The following is a 13,777-nucleotide window of genomic DNA, read 5'->3' as shown; positions in this document are numbered from 1 at the left end:
GAGTCCCGCCATGCCGCACCTTCCGACCGATCGCCGCACCGCCCGCCTGAGCAACATCTTCCGGCTGGGCATCAAGGAATTGCGCAGCCTGCTGCGCGATCCGATGATGCTGGTGCTGATCGTCTACACCTTCACGCTGTCGATCTACGTGGCCGCCACCGCCATGCCGGAGAGCCTGCACAACGCCTCCATCGCTATCGTCGATGAAGACAGTTCGCCGCTGTCGGCACGCATTGTCTCGAGCTTCTATCCACCGCATTTCCGCACGCCGGCGCTGATCCCGCTCACCGAGGTGGACACAGGCATGGACAGCGGCCGCTACACGTTCGTGCTCGACATCCCGCCCAACTTCCAGCGCGACGTGCTGGCCGGACGCGCACCGTCAATCCAGCTCAACATCGACGCCACGCGCATGAGCCAGGCCTTCACCGGCAATGGCTACATCCAGCAGATCGTCTCGGGGGAGGTGAGCACGTTCCTGCAGCGCCACCGCGCCGCGCCTGCCACGCCGGTCGACCTGGTGCTGCGCACGCGCTTCAACCCCAATCTGGAGCAGACGTGGTTCGGATCGTTGATGGAGATCATCAACAACGTGACCATGCTGTCGATCATCCTGACGGGCGCGGCGCTGATCCGCGAACGCGAGCACGGCACGATCGAACACCTGCTGGTGATGCCTGTCACGCCGTTCGAGATCATGGTGTCCAAGGTCTGGTCGATGGGGCTGGTGGTGGTGCTCGCCGCGCTCGTGGCGCTGGTGTTCGTGGTGCAAGGCGTGCTGCATGTCCCGATCGAGGGCTCGATCCTGCTGTTCATGCTGGTGGCCACGCTGCACTTGTTTGCCACAACCTCCATGGGGATTTTTCTTGCGACGGTGGCGCGGTCCATGCCGCAGTTCGGCATGCTGCTCGTTCTGGTGCTGCTGCCGCTGCAGTTGCTTTCCGGCGGCACCACCCCGCGCGAGAGCATGCCCGGCGTGGTGCGAGACATCATGCTCGCCGCACCGACCACCCATTTCGTATCGGCGTCGCAAGCCATTCTCTATCGCGGTGCGGGGCTGGAGGTCGTGTGGCCGCAGTGTCTGGCCATCTGCGTCATCGGTACCGTGCTGTTTCTCGCGTCATTGACACGCTTTCGCCAAACCATCAGCCAGATGGCTTAAGGAGCCAACATGGATACACCCGCCAACGTTCCTCTTGCGCTTCAAAAAGCGCAGATTGCATTCGGACTGCAGATGTTGGGTCTGCTCAAGGCAACGCGACAGCGCTGGTATGAACTCGGCGCTGAACTGCTTGCCGCAGACGTGGTCCGCACGGAATCTGCGCTGGCCGAACTGCGAAGCGTCGAGGACTGGAACGCGTTTGCTGCACTGCTGCCCAACGCATTCTGGCAGAGCAGCCAGCGGGTCATGGATGTACTGCAAGGCGTGCTGCAGACCGCCGTCTCGAACCAGTCGAGCTTCGTGGCGGATTACCAGCGCGTCATGCTGGAATGGCAGCAGGCCTCCGTCCAGACCCTGAGCACGGCCGGCAATGCCATGCCGGTCCACACGGCGCTGCAGGACATGCTGTCGACGTGGGGCGTGCCGGGCGATGCCGTGCTCCGCTCCGCAAGCGAGCCGTCGACCCCGAATCTTCTGCGTGCCCCCGGCAAGGGCAACGGACAACTCCGCAAAGCTTCCTGACGAGCGCACATGGGCCCCGATCATCTGCCTGCATCTCCGGCGCTCCTGCCGGGCAGCGACCTCAGCGTGGTGCGCAATCGCACCTTTGACGAAATTGCCGTTGGCGACACTGCAGCCATCCTGCGCACGCTCACGGCGGAGGACATCCAGCTCTTTGCCGTGCTGTCGGGGGACGTCAACCCCCAACACCTCGACCCGGAATTTGCCGCATCCACGCGCTTTCATGGCGTGATTGCCCACGGCATGCTCGGCGGAGCGCTGATTTCCGCCTTGCTCGGGACCCGTTTGCCGGGCCCGGGAACGATCTACCTTGGCCAGACACTGCAATTTCTGGCGCCGGTGCGCGTGGGCGACACGTTGACCATCCGCGTGACGGTGGTCAGCAAGGAAGAGGAGAGAAAGCGGGTCAAGCTGGCATGCACGTGTACGAACGACAGCGGCACGGTGGCCATCGCCGGCGAGGCGGAGGTCATCGCGCCCACCGAGCGGATCGAACGTCCGCGTACCACACTGCCGGATGTGCGCATCACCACCGGCAGTGACGGTATCCATCGGCTGCTCGACCATGTGCGGCCGCTTGGTGCGATTCACATGGCTGTCGTTCACCCGTGCGATGTGCTGAGCCTGTCTGCCGTGATGGACGCGCGCGCTGAAGGGCTGATCGTGCCGTGTCTCGTCGCGCCATACGCCAAGCTGATGCGCGTGGCCGCCGAAGCCGGCCTCGACCTCCGCGGCATCGAGATTGAAGACGTGCCGCACAGCAGCGCCGCTGCCACCCGCGCCGTGGAGCTTGTCACGCAGGGCAGGGCAGAGGCGCTCATGAAGGGCAGCCTGCATACCGATGAATTGATGGCGGCGGTCGTGCGCGAAGAGGCTGGGCTGCGTACCAAGCGCCGGATCAGCCATTGTTTCCTCATGCAGTCGCCCGCGTACCCGCGCCCGTTTATCGTGACGGATGCCGCCATCAACATCACGCCGACCCTGGATCAGAAGGCGGACATCGTGCGCAACGCCATCGATCTGGCCCATGCGATTGGCGTGGTACGGCCTCGGGTGGCGATCCTTGCGGCGGTCGAAACCGTGAACCCGCGCATGCCGGCCACGCTCGACGCGGCGGCGCTGTGCAAGATGGCGGACCGTGGCCAGATTGAGGGCGGGGTGCTGGACGGGCCACTGGCCTTCGATAACGCCGTATCTGCCGCGGCCGCGCGCATCAAGGGCATCGTCTCGGAAGTGGCAGGCCAGGCCGATGTGCTGGTGGTGCCCGATCTGGAAAGCGGCAACATGCTCGCCAAACAGTTGGAATACCTAGGCGGGGCTGCCAGCGCGGGCATCGTGCTCGGCGCCCGCGTGCCCATTGTGTTGACCAGCCGTGCCGACTCGCGCGAATCGCGCATTGCGTCGTGCGCGCTTGCCACATTGCTGGCCCACCGCTACCGCAACTTACCGCCATGAACGATTGCATCGTCGTACTGAACTGCGGCTCGTCGAGCATCAAGTTTGCGTTGTTCGATGCCACCTTGGACCCGTTGCCGCGCGCGCCCATGTGGAACGGAAAAGTGGAGGGGATCGGCACTGCACACCCCACCGCAAGTGAGGCAGGCGCGCCGGCACAGGCGGTGGACCTTGACGCTGCACAGCCGTATCACGCCGCGCTCGTGCACATTCGCCGGCGTGTCCAGCAAAGGCTGGACGGCCGCCGGCTGATGGCCGTGGCGCATCGGGTCGTGCACGGCGGCGCCAAGTATTTTGCGCCGGTACGCGTGGACGCGGAGGTGCTTTCCGATCTGCGCAGCTACATCCCACTGGCACCGCTGCATCAGCCGTTTGCACTGGAAGCCATCGAGGCGCTTCTGTCGGACTTGCCTGACGTGCCGCAGGTCGCCTGCTTCGATACCGCGTTCCACAGCACGCTGCCGCAGGTCGAGACGATGCTGCCGTTGCCTTACAAGGCATGGGAGCGCGGCCTGCGGCGTTATGGCTTTCATGGGTTGTCGTACGAATACATGTCGATTGCCTTGCCCCAGCGGCATGGCGATATCGCCCGCGGGCGAACCATTGTCGCGCACCTCGGCAGCGGTGCCAGCCTGTGTGCAATGCACGGGCTCAAGAGCGTGGCCACCACGATGGGGTTTTCAGCGCTCGAGGGCCTGATGATGGGGACGCGATGTGGCTCGCTCGATCCGGGTGCGGTGCTCTACATGATGGAGACGGAGCATCTTTCCCCGGCACAGGTCGGGCACGTGCTGTATCACGAATCGGGTCTTCTGGGCGTATCAGGGCTGTCTTCCGACCCGCGCGAACTCATTTCGCACGAAGCCGACAATCCGCGCGCACAGGCAGCACTGGCGCTCTACGTGCGCCGCATCGTCCGCGAGATCGGCGCACTGGTGGCGGTGCTCGGCGGCCTGGATTTTCTGGTGTTCACGGCTGGGATTGGCGAACACAACGCGGTACTGCGCGAACGCGTTGTCGGCGCACTGGGTTACTTGGGTGCCGAGCTGAATGAAGCGGCCAACCAAGCCCATGCTGCAATCATTTCCAGTTCAGCGAGCCGGGTTCGCGTGGCGGTAGAGCCGACGAATGAGGAGTGGGTGGCGGCACGGCATGCAGTTCGATGCAAGCTGCAGTGACGAGCGTTATTGTCAAAGGAGCAGGACGAAGGAAGCCGCCGCACCGTTTCTCGAAGGTGTTTTGTTATTTTACATAACACAAATTACGCGACATATTGGTGTTTGTGCCAAGTCGTGCCTTTACAGGACCACACCAAGGTGATGCGAGCCGAACCAGCCGTCGCTCGGGACCGGATGCGGCAATCCTGCCGTCATCACTCGCATCGAGCATAGCGACTCACCACCATGCCACTGGCATAGGATTTAGAGCCAAGTAATTTCAGCCGCGAAAACCCACCCCGGTCAAAGACGCGGCGGCCAGCGCCGAGCACAGCCGGATTGACGAAGAGCTGGAACTCGTCGATCAGATTGGCAGCAATCAACGCAGAGGCAAATCCGGCGCCACCAAACACGCCGATGTTGCCGCCTGCACCTTGCTTTAAGGCGATGACTTCAGTGGGCAGATCGCCGCTCACGACTTTGGTGCGCTCCCAGCGGCTCGTTGTGAGCTTGTCGCTCGGTACGATCTTTTGGGCTTCGACGATGCGCTGCGCAAAGGCGTAGAAGCGGTCCTGCGGAAACTTCTTCGCGGCATTGCCCCAATGAGTCAGATATCCCTCCTCCGCCATCTTGCGGCTCAAGAGAATGGTGTCGATCGTCTCAAAGATGGCGTTGAAGTCCCGCTTCAATTCTTCGTCCCAAGCGCATTCGTCGCCCCAACCCCAAAGCTGCCAGCGATGGTCCTCATTGGCACCGACGAAACCATCGACCGACATCTGCATGTTCAGGATGAGTTTTTTCATCATCGTTCTCCTCGTCCAGATTCGCCCTGGAAGGGTCAAGCCGCGTTGTGGGCGAATTGCCTTAAGAACCTGTGCCGCGGGTCGGGCTGATGAAGTCGGCTTTACCGTTGATTTCGAGGATAACTGGGCGACGCGTTGCCCATCTACCGAGCTTACGTAGATACAAGACGCAGCTTGAGCGCTGAAAGTTATTCGCTCCTGGGCTGCAAGCTGACCCAACAGCCCGACGGCGGTGACTCGGTGTTCGATCCAGGGCTTCACGGTCGCGGGGGCGACGCCGGCCAGCCGCCCGAGAAGTCGATGATGGCACCGGTCATAAAACGAGCTTTTGTCGTGGCCAGGAAGGTAATCAATTCTCCGATCTCATCCGGCCGTCCAAGCCGGCCCGCAGGTACAGAACGCCTCACAAACTCACGTCCGTCGGCATCGTCAACGAAGCAGGCTTTTGGGTAATAGGCTTCACTGTAGAGAAAATTCGGCGCAATAGCATTGACTGCAATGTCATTTGGGGCCAACTCAATGGCCAGCGATCTGACAAGGGCATTGGCTGCCGCACGCGCCATATCGGGAATCGCACCGCCAGGCATTGGCAAGCGTGTTCGACACGAGGTGATCATCACAATGTTTGCTCCGCCTTGACGCTTCAAGTGCGGTATCGCGCTTTGAAGCAGAGCGAATGGTCGTACAACAAGCGCATCCAGCGTCTCGCTCAACGCGCGGATTGGCACAGTCTCCGTGGCGTGATGAATTGCCGGGTGATGGTCATTGCTAACGAGCGCGTCGATGCGGCCTGTCTCGGCCCATGTTGTCTCCAGGGCGGTGGCTGCGTCACCGGCGAGACGCCTCACGCGTTGCCCTCCCGCCGATCCTGCCCATGGATCGGCTTCGGGAAAGCTCGTGTCATGCGCGAAGACATTGAAGCCAGCGGCGACCAACGCTTCAACGGCCGGCAATCCTGCATAGCCGCAAGCGTTTGTGACGAAGGCAACTGGGGCAGTCCTAACCATAGCGTCTCCTACTTGAAGTCGGTAACCGGGGTGGAGCCGACTGATCGTCCTCTTCCCCGTCGTATTGAAATACGAAGTTCAGCCGAATTCCTCCAGCGCTTCCAGAAATGGTGGCCCGCTGTTTCGCGATGTATCGTCAAACAATACGGCCAAATGTTGCGCTCCGGTAAGAAAACAACACGGCACCCTCGGGCCAACTGCGGAACGCGGAAGCTGCAATCAGTCGACCCTTTGATATGAAGGGTTCGATTGCAAACCGCCCTCGGATTTTTTCTACTCCGACTACTTCGAAAAGAACGCGCGGCTGCTTGGCGCACCGCGCTGAGTTGAAAGTGCGTTGAGATTCGTCCCCTGCTCCCGTACATATCTTCTCGGTTGCACGGTCCGCTCTGCATCCGATCTCGCATGGCTACCGTATATGAATCCAGCGCTGCGTAGCGCGTGAGGCAAACCACGCAGCGCCCGATCCATATCCGGCCCAAGGAGATTGACGATGAAGCGAGCACTGCTATTGGTTTTGACGCTGACCACCGCGACGCTGAGCGCATGCGGAGGCGGCGACGATGCACCCATGTCGACGGCATCGACGGCGGCGACAGCGCAGTTTCCGCAAAACGCCGACATGTGGGCGGGGCTTGGTGGTGACGCCAGTGCACCGGCAGCCATTTCAAAAGTGGTGGACGACGCGGTGTCCGGTTTGCTTGCGGACCCCAAAGAAGCGCCGTACTTCGCCAACATCGGTCAACCCGGGCACGATACGGTGGGACGCCTGAAGGCTTGCCTGAACCTCCAGTTCAAGGCGCTGTTTGGCGGCCCTTTCAGCTATCCAGGCAAAGTCTCGGCGGACGGCGCCACCGTCATGTGTGAGGACATGGCGACCGCACACGCCGACGTCGGCATCCCGGGCTGCGTATTCGACCAGTTCATCACCGATGCCGCGGCTGTCATGAAGACTGATGGCGTTCCGGACGGGTACATCTCTCGTGTGGCTCCTGTGCTGACCGGTCTGAAGTCGTCCATCGTGTCGCCGATGCCTAAGTATCTGGGCCCTAACACCGCCCAGAACTGCCAATGAGCCCGCAACGCGGTCTGCAACGCTATGCCGTGCCCAGTGTTGCAGCGCTTGCGGTGGCGATCGGTCTCGTCGGGGCAATGCATTTGAAGGCGGCTCGTCCTGTGCTGGCGATGCTCGGCGTCCCCTGCCCGGTCGACCAGACTACGGCCGAGCAAGTCAGCGCGCTGCGTGCAAGCGGACTGGCGCACGTGCGCGCGGACCGTTCCGCGCCGGTGCGCCCCGTCCCGGGCGGGTTCGTGCTGGATGGGACGACAGCCGAACAGGCTGCCCGCTGGGCACACGAAAACGGCGTTGCGTGCGATGACGTCAAGCACGGCTACAGCTATCTTCGCTGCCGCGGCGTCGATGCCAATAAGCTGGGTCTGGCCGGCCCGCCCGTCAGCGAGTTGTGGCTCAGCTTCGGTCCAGGCGGCCGCCTCATCGGCATAGACGTCTACCGGCGCGGTATGACTGCCAGCGACACAACCGCTGCCTGGAACGGCGCGACAGAGGCGCTGCGCAAGGCGCTCGGTATGCCAACGTCGGCGGTGGGTGATGCATCACCGGAGGCGCTAAGCGGGTCGCCGTTGCAGACAGCACGTTTGCAGTATCGATTTGCCGATTACCTTGCAACCGTCACGGCCAGCAACCTTCCTTACGCTGGCCTAGCCCTGCGAGAGCAGTACATGTCGGCACGCCTTTGATTCACTTATTGTGGCCCGGCGGCAATCCATGCCGCTTCGCCGCAGGAAACATCACGACACGGATACAGCGGCGAGCGGCGCCGCCAACAACGCCGCAGCAACCGGCACGTCTTCCGGTGGATTCCTCGCACCGGCGTCAATCGTGCCGATCGTCGCTGCGGCCACGGCCTCCAGCGGCAACGCCAGGGCGAACGTGGCGCCCTTCCCTTCGCCCGCGCTGGTCGCCGTCAACGTGCCGCCATGCAGCGTCGCCAGTTTGCGGGCGATGGCCAGCCCCAGGCCCAAGCCGCCATGATCGCTGGGACGGGACGCGCCCAGCTGCGCAAACGGCTCAAAGATCGTTTCGAGTTTCTCCGGCGGGATGCCCTTGCCGCTGTCGGACATGGCGACTTTCGCGAGCGGTCCGTCCACGGTGACGGCAACGTCGATGTGCCCGCCTGCAGGCGTGTAGCGCATTGCGTTGCTGAGCACGTTGGAGATGATCTGGCGCAGACGCACCGCGTCGCCCGCCACGGGCCCGCCGGCTTCCAGCCGATAGCGCAAGTCGATCTGCTTGCGTTGCGCGATCGGCATCCAGCTTTGGACTTCCGCCGAGACAATGTTCTCGATCCGCAGCGGCTCGCGTTCAATGACCAGCTTGTCGGTGGCCGCGCGATTGACATCCAGCAGATCGTCCACCAGCCGCGCTTGTGCATCGATGTTTCGGTGCAGCACCTCGACGCACCGCATGACCGCCTCAGGGTCAGTCGCTTTGGCAGCCAGCACCTCGGTCCAGGCTTTGATTGCGTTCAGCGGCGTGCGCAGTTCGTGCGAAACCGTCGCGATCAATGCATCCTTGAGCGAGCTTGCGGTTTGGGCTTCCTGCCGGCGCAGCCGCTCGTGCTCTAGGAGCCGGTCCCGCTCCTTTTCCACCAATTTCTGTTTGGTGATGTCGATCGTGATGCCGTCAAACTGAACGGGGTCGCCCGATTCGGAGTATCGCGTGCGGCCCATCGCCCGCAGCCATCGCACGTCGCCCGACGGCGACAGCGTCCGGTATTCGATGTCGTACGGCATGGCGCGATACACCGCCGCTTCAACCGCCTCGCGCGTATGCGCAACGTCGTCAGGGTGCAGCCGGGCGTAGAAGACGTCGATATCGACCTCGGCATCGGCCGGGAGCCAGAAATGCTCCTTGCACTTCGCGTTCCAGACGATCTTGTGCAGCGGCATCGGGCAATAGAACGTGCCGATCTCCGCCGCTTCAACGGCCATGCGCAGCATCGCCTCGTCTTGAAAGGCGTCATGAGCCTCGCTGTGGGCTCGCTCGATGTTGTTGATAACGCGGTGGAAACGAATGATCGCGCGCCCGGGCCTCGCATCCTCGCCTTCTGGCAGGATCTCCGCCTGGAAGCGGGCGCCGCCGGGGCCATCGAATTCAATCGTTTGCGGTGAAGCGCGATGCATGGCGGCCGAAACGGCATCGAGCGCGTCCGTCCGCAGATCGAGCGCCCGCCCCTCTTGAAGCGGGAGCATGAGCATGTCGCGCGCAGCTGTATTCGCGAACAGGATGAAGAGCCGCTCGTCTACGACGATATACGGTTCAGGAAGGACCTTTAATACGCCGTAGGGCAGTTGCATTGGAGCCGCCAAGTGGAAGCCGGCAGATTGCCAGCCAAGGCATTGTAGGGTGCAGCAAACGCGGCCGCACCTTTTACCGCAGGCGCAACGTCAGGAAGGGGCTTCCCATGCAGGCGGCACCGGGTTTTACAAAGCCGCGCGACCACAGCGTTCATGGCAAAGCGCCTCGCACTCACAGCACAGTTCGGCACACTGCGCCGCCCCGCTCAGGCCGGCACAGGCGAACGCCAAGCCCGCGCAGTGCTCCATGCAACTGCGATAGATGAAGTACGAGGAATGCTCGGTTTCGACACCCGGCAGTGCGGCGGCCATGTAGCAGAAATGGCTGCACTCGCGCGCGACGGCGGCGATGCGGGGCGGCACGCGCGCGGACAACGCCAGGCGCTCACATTCGTGGGCGCATTCGAGAAAACGGTCGGACGACCGCGCGTTGGTAGGGCCGACAGGGCCCGATCGGCTGTCCCGTGCAAAAGGCATGGTTGGCGTGAATCTGCATGACATACCTTCAGGTGCGCAATTTTCCTGCCCAGGCACCGTCCCACAGAAAAAAATAAAGGCGGTCCGGAGAGAGGTGGACCGCCTTCAAGACCGTGGGGAGAGCGAGCTCTCAAAGCCAATGTATCAGCGCCGAGTTCAAATGTATTTATTTAAATACATGTGTTGTGTACAAACGTGGCGTACAGGCGACGGTAAAAATGACACGGTTACCTGAGCGCCAGGCAAAGGCGTCAGAGCCAAATTCATCTCTTTGCCTGTGCGCTCGTCTCTTCAGACGCCGATTCAAGGGACCGCAGACGCCGCCAGCGCAGCCGCTTCGTTTGCAAGAAGTGTCCCCAATCCACTTTGGCGAACCCATAAACGAGCGCAAGAAACGCCACCTGCGACACGACGAAATACACGCCCATATACGCCCCGTCGATCTCCGCCTCCGCATCCAGATAACGGGCGCCGATCTGGGCAATGTGCGTCCAGGTGAGGTAGCTGATCCAGCGGCCGATGAAGAACGGAACGCCGATCAGCCATAGCCGCATCCCGGTCAAACCGTACGCAATGAAGATGTAGTTGGATGGGAAGGGGCTGAACGCGTAGGCAAGCATCAGGCCGACCGTCATACCCTTGCGGTCTTCCAACCACGCGCGCACCACATCGATGTTCTGACGATCCGCCTCGCGCATCCAGCGGTTGCGTACCAGCGTGCAGGACAGCCGCGCAAGGACCAGGCGGCCGAGGGTTGCCGCGCAGGCAGCCACGCCTGCAAGAAGCGCTGGATTCGCATCGGGCCGAGAGAAGCCCACCCATGACATGACCATCCACGTCGGCGGGGCGAAGGCCGGCATCACGTTCAGCAAAAAGAGGGTCGCGAACAATGCGAGCAGGTTTGTCATGGCGTTCAGGCCTCTCGACCCAGCACGTGGAACAGTTCGTCTTCTTGTGCGCAATGCAGCCGCAAGATGGCATCGAGGCCATACAGCAGGCGTTGCAACTCTTGTGTGACGGCGGCATCAGGTCCGTCGAGGGGAACATCCGCCACGATACGGCCCAACAGGTTCGTCACGCGGAATATCTCACGATGCATGGCGCTCATTGCCGCCATCGGGTCGTCTCCGCCGAGCAGGCGCGCGACGTCCGGGTACAGCTGGGTGTCGTCACGGCGCTCATGCGGCAGCAGGACGTCTGCCAAGGATTGGTTGAGCGATAACAGCGCGGCTTTTGCCGCTGCGCCGGCCATATGGGGCAGCGCGTCTGCAACGACGCGGATGCGGCTGAGAATGGGCTCTAGCTCGGCGTGTTCGGCCTTCAGACGTTCGACGTCTGCAGAGATCATTGAACGGGCCGCTCCAGCTTGATTGGGCAACAGCGCGCGTAACGCGTTGGCGATTGCCAATACATCAATCACTTCCTGCAGCAGTGCGCCCGCCAACGGCGGTAGATGGCCCAGTGCTGCCACAACCATGGCGGCCAGCGACAACGACATGCCGATCATCACGCTCTGCAGCGCGATGCGGCGTGTGCGGTGCGCGATCCGGACCGCATCAACGAGCCGGTCCAGGCGGTCCACCAGCAAGACAACGTCTGCAGCCTCCGAAGAGGCGGCCGCGCCGCGCGCACCCATGGCCACGCCAATGTCTGCCGCAGCCAGCGCAGGCGCATCGTTGACGCCGTCACCGACCATGACGACTGTGCCATTGGCGCGGGCATCCCGAATCGCTGCGAGCTTGGCCCCCGGCGACAACGACGCATAGATCTCCGTCACCCCCAGCATCGATCCCACCGATTCCGCAACGTCTGCGCGATCGCCGGTCAACATCGCCTGGCGTGTGATGCCCTCTCGGCGCAGGAGCCGTAGCGCACGAGGGGCTTCAAGGCGAACGCGGTCAATCAACTGCAATGCGCCCACCAGTGCGCCATCTACGCCGACAAAGACGGCCGACGCACCGGCATAGCTCACGCGCTTGACGAACGCTTCCACCCAAGCCGGCACGGCGGCCGAACCCAAGACATAAGGCAACGCGCCGATGGAAACGACATGCCCATCAACGCGGCCGCAGACCCCGGCTCCGGGACTTTCGACGACCGCGCTTGGCAATCGCAGCGTCGCACCCTGCTCGCGCGCGGCCTTGGCGACGGCTTCTGCCGTAACGTGGTTCGATGCCTGCGCGAGTGATCCTGCAAGCCCAAGCACAACATCCGGCGCGTACTGCGGTGCGCATTCAACGTCGACCAATCGCGCATATCCGCTGGTCAGCGTGCCCGTTTTGTCGAAGAACAGCGTGTCGGCCAGTGCCAGTCGCTCCAGCGCGCTGCCGCCTTTGACGAGTACGCCCCGTTTGGCGCAACGCGACAACCCGGAAACGATCGCGACCGGCACCGCAAGGATCAACGGACACGGCGTGGCGACAACGAGCACGGCAAGACAACGCGCCGAATCGCCCGTGAGGATCCAGCTCGCCCCGGCCAGAAGAATGGCGACGCCGCCAAAGGCAAAGGCATATCGGTCAGCCAGCCTCACCGAAGGGCTGCGCTCTGACTGCGCCGCACCGACCAGGCGGACAACGCCGGCAAACGTGCTCTTCTCGGCTGACGCGCTCGCGATCATTTCGAAAGCGGCGCCCACATTGAGCACGCCGCTGCAAATGGCATCTGCGGCCAACCGATGACGGGTGAGCGATTCTCCGGTCAACGTGGATTCATCGAGATCGGCGGGCTCGGACAGCGTACCGTCCACCGGTACGACTTCGCCGTGTCGCACCAGCAACCGGTCACCGGCTTGCACCGTCTCCAGACTGACCTGGCGCCACTGACCGTCGTCGAAGCGATTGGCCCGCTTGGGCGCGTGGCCGAGTAACGCGGTCATCTCGCGCTGCGCACGCGCCTGGGCAAAGTCTTCCAACGTGCGGCCCGTCGCGAGCATCAACGCAATGACCGCCGCGACCAGCACCTCGCCAGACAGGAGCGCAAAGCTGATCGACATCACGGCCAGAACATCCACGCCGGCCTGCCGTCGCATCAGTGAGCGAACAATCGCGGCGACCAGCGCGACCCAGTTCGGCACCACGCCGATCAGCCAGAGTTGCTGCGCCAGCGCATCAGCACCGACATACCGCGCCCATAGCCCCGCCGCCAAGGTCAGCGCTGACACGGCAAGCAACGCAACGTTGGCGAGCAGGCGCGTGGAGTGCATCGTGGGGCTCGTTGTCGGCGCAGTCTTCATGTGCTCATGTGCCCATGTTGGCTACAGCATGCGGCGCAGCAGCCGATCCTTCAGGATGAACTCGTGCCAGAGCGCCGCAGCGGCATGCAGCCCGACCGCGATATAGACGAGCGTGGCGCCCGACTCATGAATTTCCTTGGACCAGTGCGCCAAGGTCTTGTCTTGCGTGAGCGCCAGCGGCAGATTCAGCCCGAACGGTTGAATCGGCTTGCCGCCCCAGGCCAGTGCCAGCAGGCCCAGAACGGGCATCCCGACCATCAGGACGTAGAGCGCGCCATGCGTGAGTCGCGCCGCAAGCTGCACCAGCGGTGTGCCCGGAACCGGTGGCGGGGCCTGCGTGGCCACCCGGGCCAACAGGCGCAACACCATCAAGGCGAGCACGGAGAGGCCCGCTGTCTGGTGGACGACGAACAGAGACGCTCGCTCGGCGCTTCCCTTCGGGAAAAAATCCATGATCTCGATGGCCACAACGGCGATCGCCACCGCCAGGACCACCAGCCAATGGAGCGCGCGCATGGTGGGGGAATATTTCAGTTCGGTTTGCATAGCGTTATCCAGAATGTGTTGAGTGAGCGGTCAAG

13 protein-coding genes are annotated in these 13,777 nt (G+C 62.9%); 6 read left to right on the top strand and 7 right to left on the bottom strand.

The annotated features are described in order from the left end of the window. The first annotated feature begins 10 nt into the window (after positions 1 to 10). Genes ABIC76_RS00905 through ABIC76_RS00890 form a run of 4 tightly spaced genes read left to right on the top strand, consistent with a single transcriptional unit; the run spans position 11 to position 4,317 of the window. Positions 11 to 1,162: an ABC transporter permease gene (locus ABIC76_RS00905; RefSeq protein WP_354532664.1), complete on the top strand. Its 1,152-nt coding sequence runs from the start codon at positions 11 to 13 to the stop codon at positions 1,160 to 1,162. 9 nt (positions 1,163 to 1,171) lie between these two features. Next, a complete protein-coding gene (locus ABIC76_RS00900; protein WP_354532663.1) occupies positions 1,172 to 1,684 on the top strand; it encodes a hypothetical protein in 513 nt (170 codons plus the stop codon). Positions 1,685 to 1,693: 9 nt separating this feature from the next. Next, entirely contained in the window at positions 1,694 to 3,139 is a 1,446-nt protein-coding gene (locus ABIC76_RS00895; RefSeq protein ID WP_354532662.1) for a bifunctional enoyl-CoA hydratase/phosphate acetyltransferase, read from the top strand. After that, positions 3,136 to 4,317, top strand: coding sequence for an acetate/propionate family kinase (locus ABIC76_RS00890; RefSeq protein ID WP_354532661.1), 1,182 nt, complete (start codon positions 3,136 to 3,138; stop codon positions 4,315 to 4,317). The genes ABIC76_RS00895 and ABIC76_RS00890 overlap by 4 nt, the downstream gene beginning before the upstream one ends. Before the next feature lie 194 nt (positions 4,318 to 4,511). Here the strand turns inward: ABIC76_RS00890 and ABIC76_RS00885 are convergent, their stop codons facing one another. Then, on the bottom strand, positions 4,512 to 5,102 hold the full coding sequence (locus tag ABIC76_RS00885) for a dihydrofolate reductase family protein (RefSeq protein ID WP_354532660.1): 591 nt from the start codon (positions 5,100 to 5,102) through the stop codon (positions 4,512 to 4,514). A gap of 254 nt (positions 5,103 to 5,356) precedes the next feature. Then, entirely contained in the window at positions 5,357 to 6,106 is a 750-nt protein-coding gene (locus tag ABIC76_RS00880) for an SDR family oxidoreductase (protein ID WP_354532659.1), read from the bottom strand. A gap of 493 nt (positions 6,107 to 6,599) precedes the next feature. Between ABIC76_RS00880 and ABIC76_RS00875 the strand changes: the two genes are divergently transcribed. Continuing rightward, positions 6,600 to 7,181 carry a globin family protein gene (locus ABIC76_RS00875; protein WP_354532658.1) on the top strand — a complete coding sequence of 194 codons (582 nt, stop codon included), beginning with the start codon at positions 6,600 to 6,602 and terminating at the stop codon, positions 7,179 to 7,181. Beyond that, positions 7,178 to 7,864 carry a hypothetical protein gene (locus ABIC76_RS00870; protein ID WP_354532657.1) on the top strand — a complete coding sequence of 229 codons (687 nt, stop codon included), beginning with the start codon at positions 7,178 to 7,180 and terminating at the stop codon, positions 7,862 to 7,864. Before ABIC76_RS00875 ends, ABIC76_RS00870 begins: the two co-directional genes overlap by 4 nt. Before the next feature lie 51 nt (positions 7,865 to 7,915). Here ABIC76_RS00870 and ABIC76_RS00865 read toward each other — a convergent pair whose 3' ends face one another. The 5 genes from ABIC76_RS00865 to ABIC76_RS00845 form a co-directional block, all read right to left on the bottom strand. Then, on the bottom strand, positions 7,916 to 9,484 hold the full coding sequence (locus ABIC76_RS00865; protein ID WP_354532656.1) for a sensor histidine kinase: 1,569 nt from the start codon (positions 9,482 to 9,484) through the stop codon (positions 7,916 to 7,918). Between the two features lie 126 nt (positions 9,485 to 9,610). Continuing rightward, positions 9,611 to 9,847 carry a hypothetical protein gene (locus tag ABIC76_RS00860; protein ID WP_354532655.1) on the bottom strand — a complete coding sequence of 79 codons (237 nt, stop codon included), beginning with the start codon at positions 9,845 to 9,847 and terminating at the stop codon, positions 9,611 to 9,613. A gap of 377 nt (positions 9,848 to 10,224) precedes the next feature. Continuing rightward, entirely contained in the window at positions 10,225 to 10,869 is a 645-nt protein-coding gene (locus ABIC76_RS00855; protein ID WP_354532654.1) for a hypothetical protein, read from the bottom strand. Between the two features lie 5 nt (positions 10,870 to 10,874). Further along, a complete protein-coding gene (locus ABIC76_RS00850) occupies positions 10,875 to 13,166 on the bottom strand; it encodes a heavy metal translocating P-type ATPase (RefSeq protein ID WP_354532653.1) in 2,292 nt (763 codons plus the stop codon). A 51-nt stretch (positions 13,167 to 13,217) separates the two neighbouring features. Then, positions 13,218 to 13,742, bottom strand: coding sequence for a cytochrome b (locus ABIC76_RS00845; RefSeq protein ID WP_354532652.1), 525 nt, complete (start codon positions 13,740 to 13,742; stop codon positions 13,218 to 13,220). Positions 13,743 to 13,777: the final 35 nt, after the last annotated feature.

The organism is Ralstonia sp. 1138, from assembly GCF_040544795.1.
Lineage (GTDB): Bacteria > Pseudomonadota > Gammaproteobacteria > Burkholderiales > Burkholderiaceae > Ralstonia > Ralstonia flatus.
Note: the sequence above shows the minus strand (reverse complement) of the source record. Positions and strands in the feature narration are given on the sequence as shown.

Bases quoted from the DNA above. Each gene is read 5' to 3' on its own strand.
- ABIC76_RS00880 (WP_354532659.1), bottom strand. From the start codon at position 6,106: ATGGTTAGGACTGCCCCAGTTGCCTTCGTCACAAACGCTTGCGGCTAT.
- ABIC76_RS00870 (WP_354532657.1), top strand. From the start codon at position 7,178: ATGAGCCCGCAACGCGGTCTGCAACGCTATGCCGTGCCCAGTGTTGCA.
- ABIC76_RS00855 (WP_354532654.1), bottom strand. From the start codon at position 10,869: ATGACAAACCTGCTCGCATTGTTCGCGACCCTCTTTTTGCTGAACGTG.
- ABIC76_RS00895 (WP_354532662.1), top strand. From the start codon at position 1,694: ATGGGCCCCGATCATCTGCCTGCATCTCCGGCGCTCCTGCCGGGCAGC.
- ABIC76_RS00845 (WP_354532652.1), bottom strand. From the start codon at position 13,742: ATGCAAACCGAACTGAAATATTCCCCCACCATGCGCGCGCTCCATTGG.
- ABIC76_RS00900 (WP_354532663.1), top strand. From the start codon at position 1,172: ATGGATACACCCGCCAACGTTCCTCTTGCGCTTCAAAAAGCGCAGATT.
- ABIC76_RS00890 (WP_354532661.1), top strand. From the start codon at position 3,136: ATGAACGATTGCATCGTCGTACTGAACTGCGGCTCGTCGAGCATCAAG.
- ABIC76_RS00885 (WP_354532660.1), bottom strand. From the start codon at position 5,102: ATGATGAAAAAACTCATCCTGAACATGCAGATGTCGGTCGATGGTTTC.
- ABIC76_RS00865 (WP_354532656.1), bottom strand. From the start codon at position 9,484: ATGCAACTGCCCTACGGCGTATTAAAGGTCCTTCCTGAACCGTATATC.
- ABIC76_RS00905 (WP_354532664.1), top strand. From the start codon at position 11: ATGCCGCACCTTCCGACCGATCGCCGCACCGCCCGCCTGAGCAACATC.
- ABIC76_RS00875 (WP_354532658.1), top strand. From the start codon at position 6,600: ATGAAGCGAGCACTGCTATTGGTTTTGACGCTGACCACCGCGACGCTG.
- ABIC76_RS00850 (WP_354532653.1), bottom strand. From the start codon at position 13,166: ATGCACTCCACGCGCCTGCTCGCCAACGTTGCGTTGCTTGCCGTGTCA.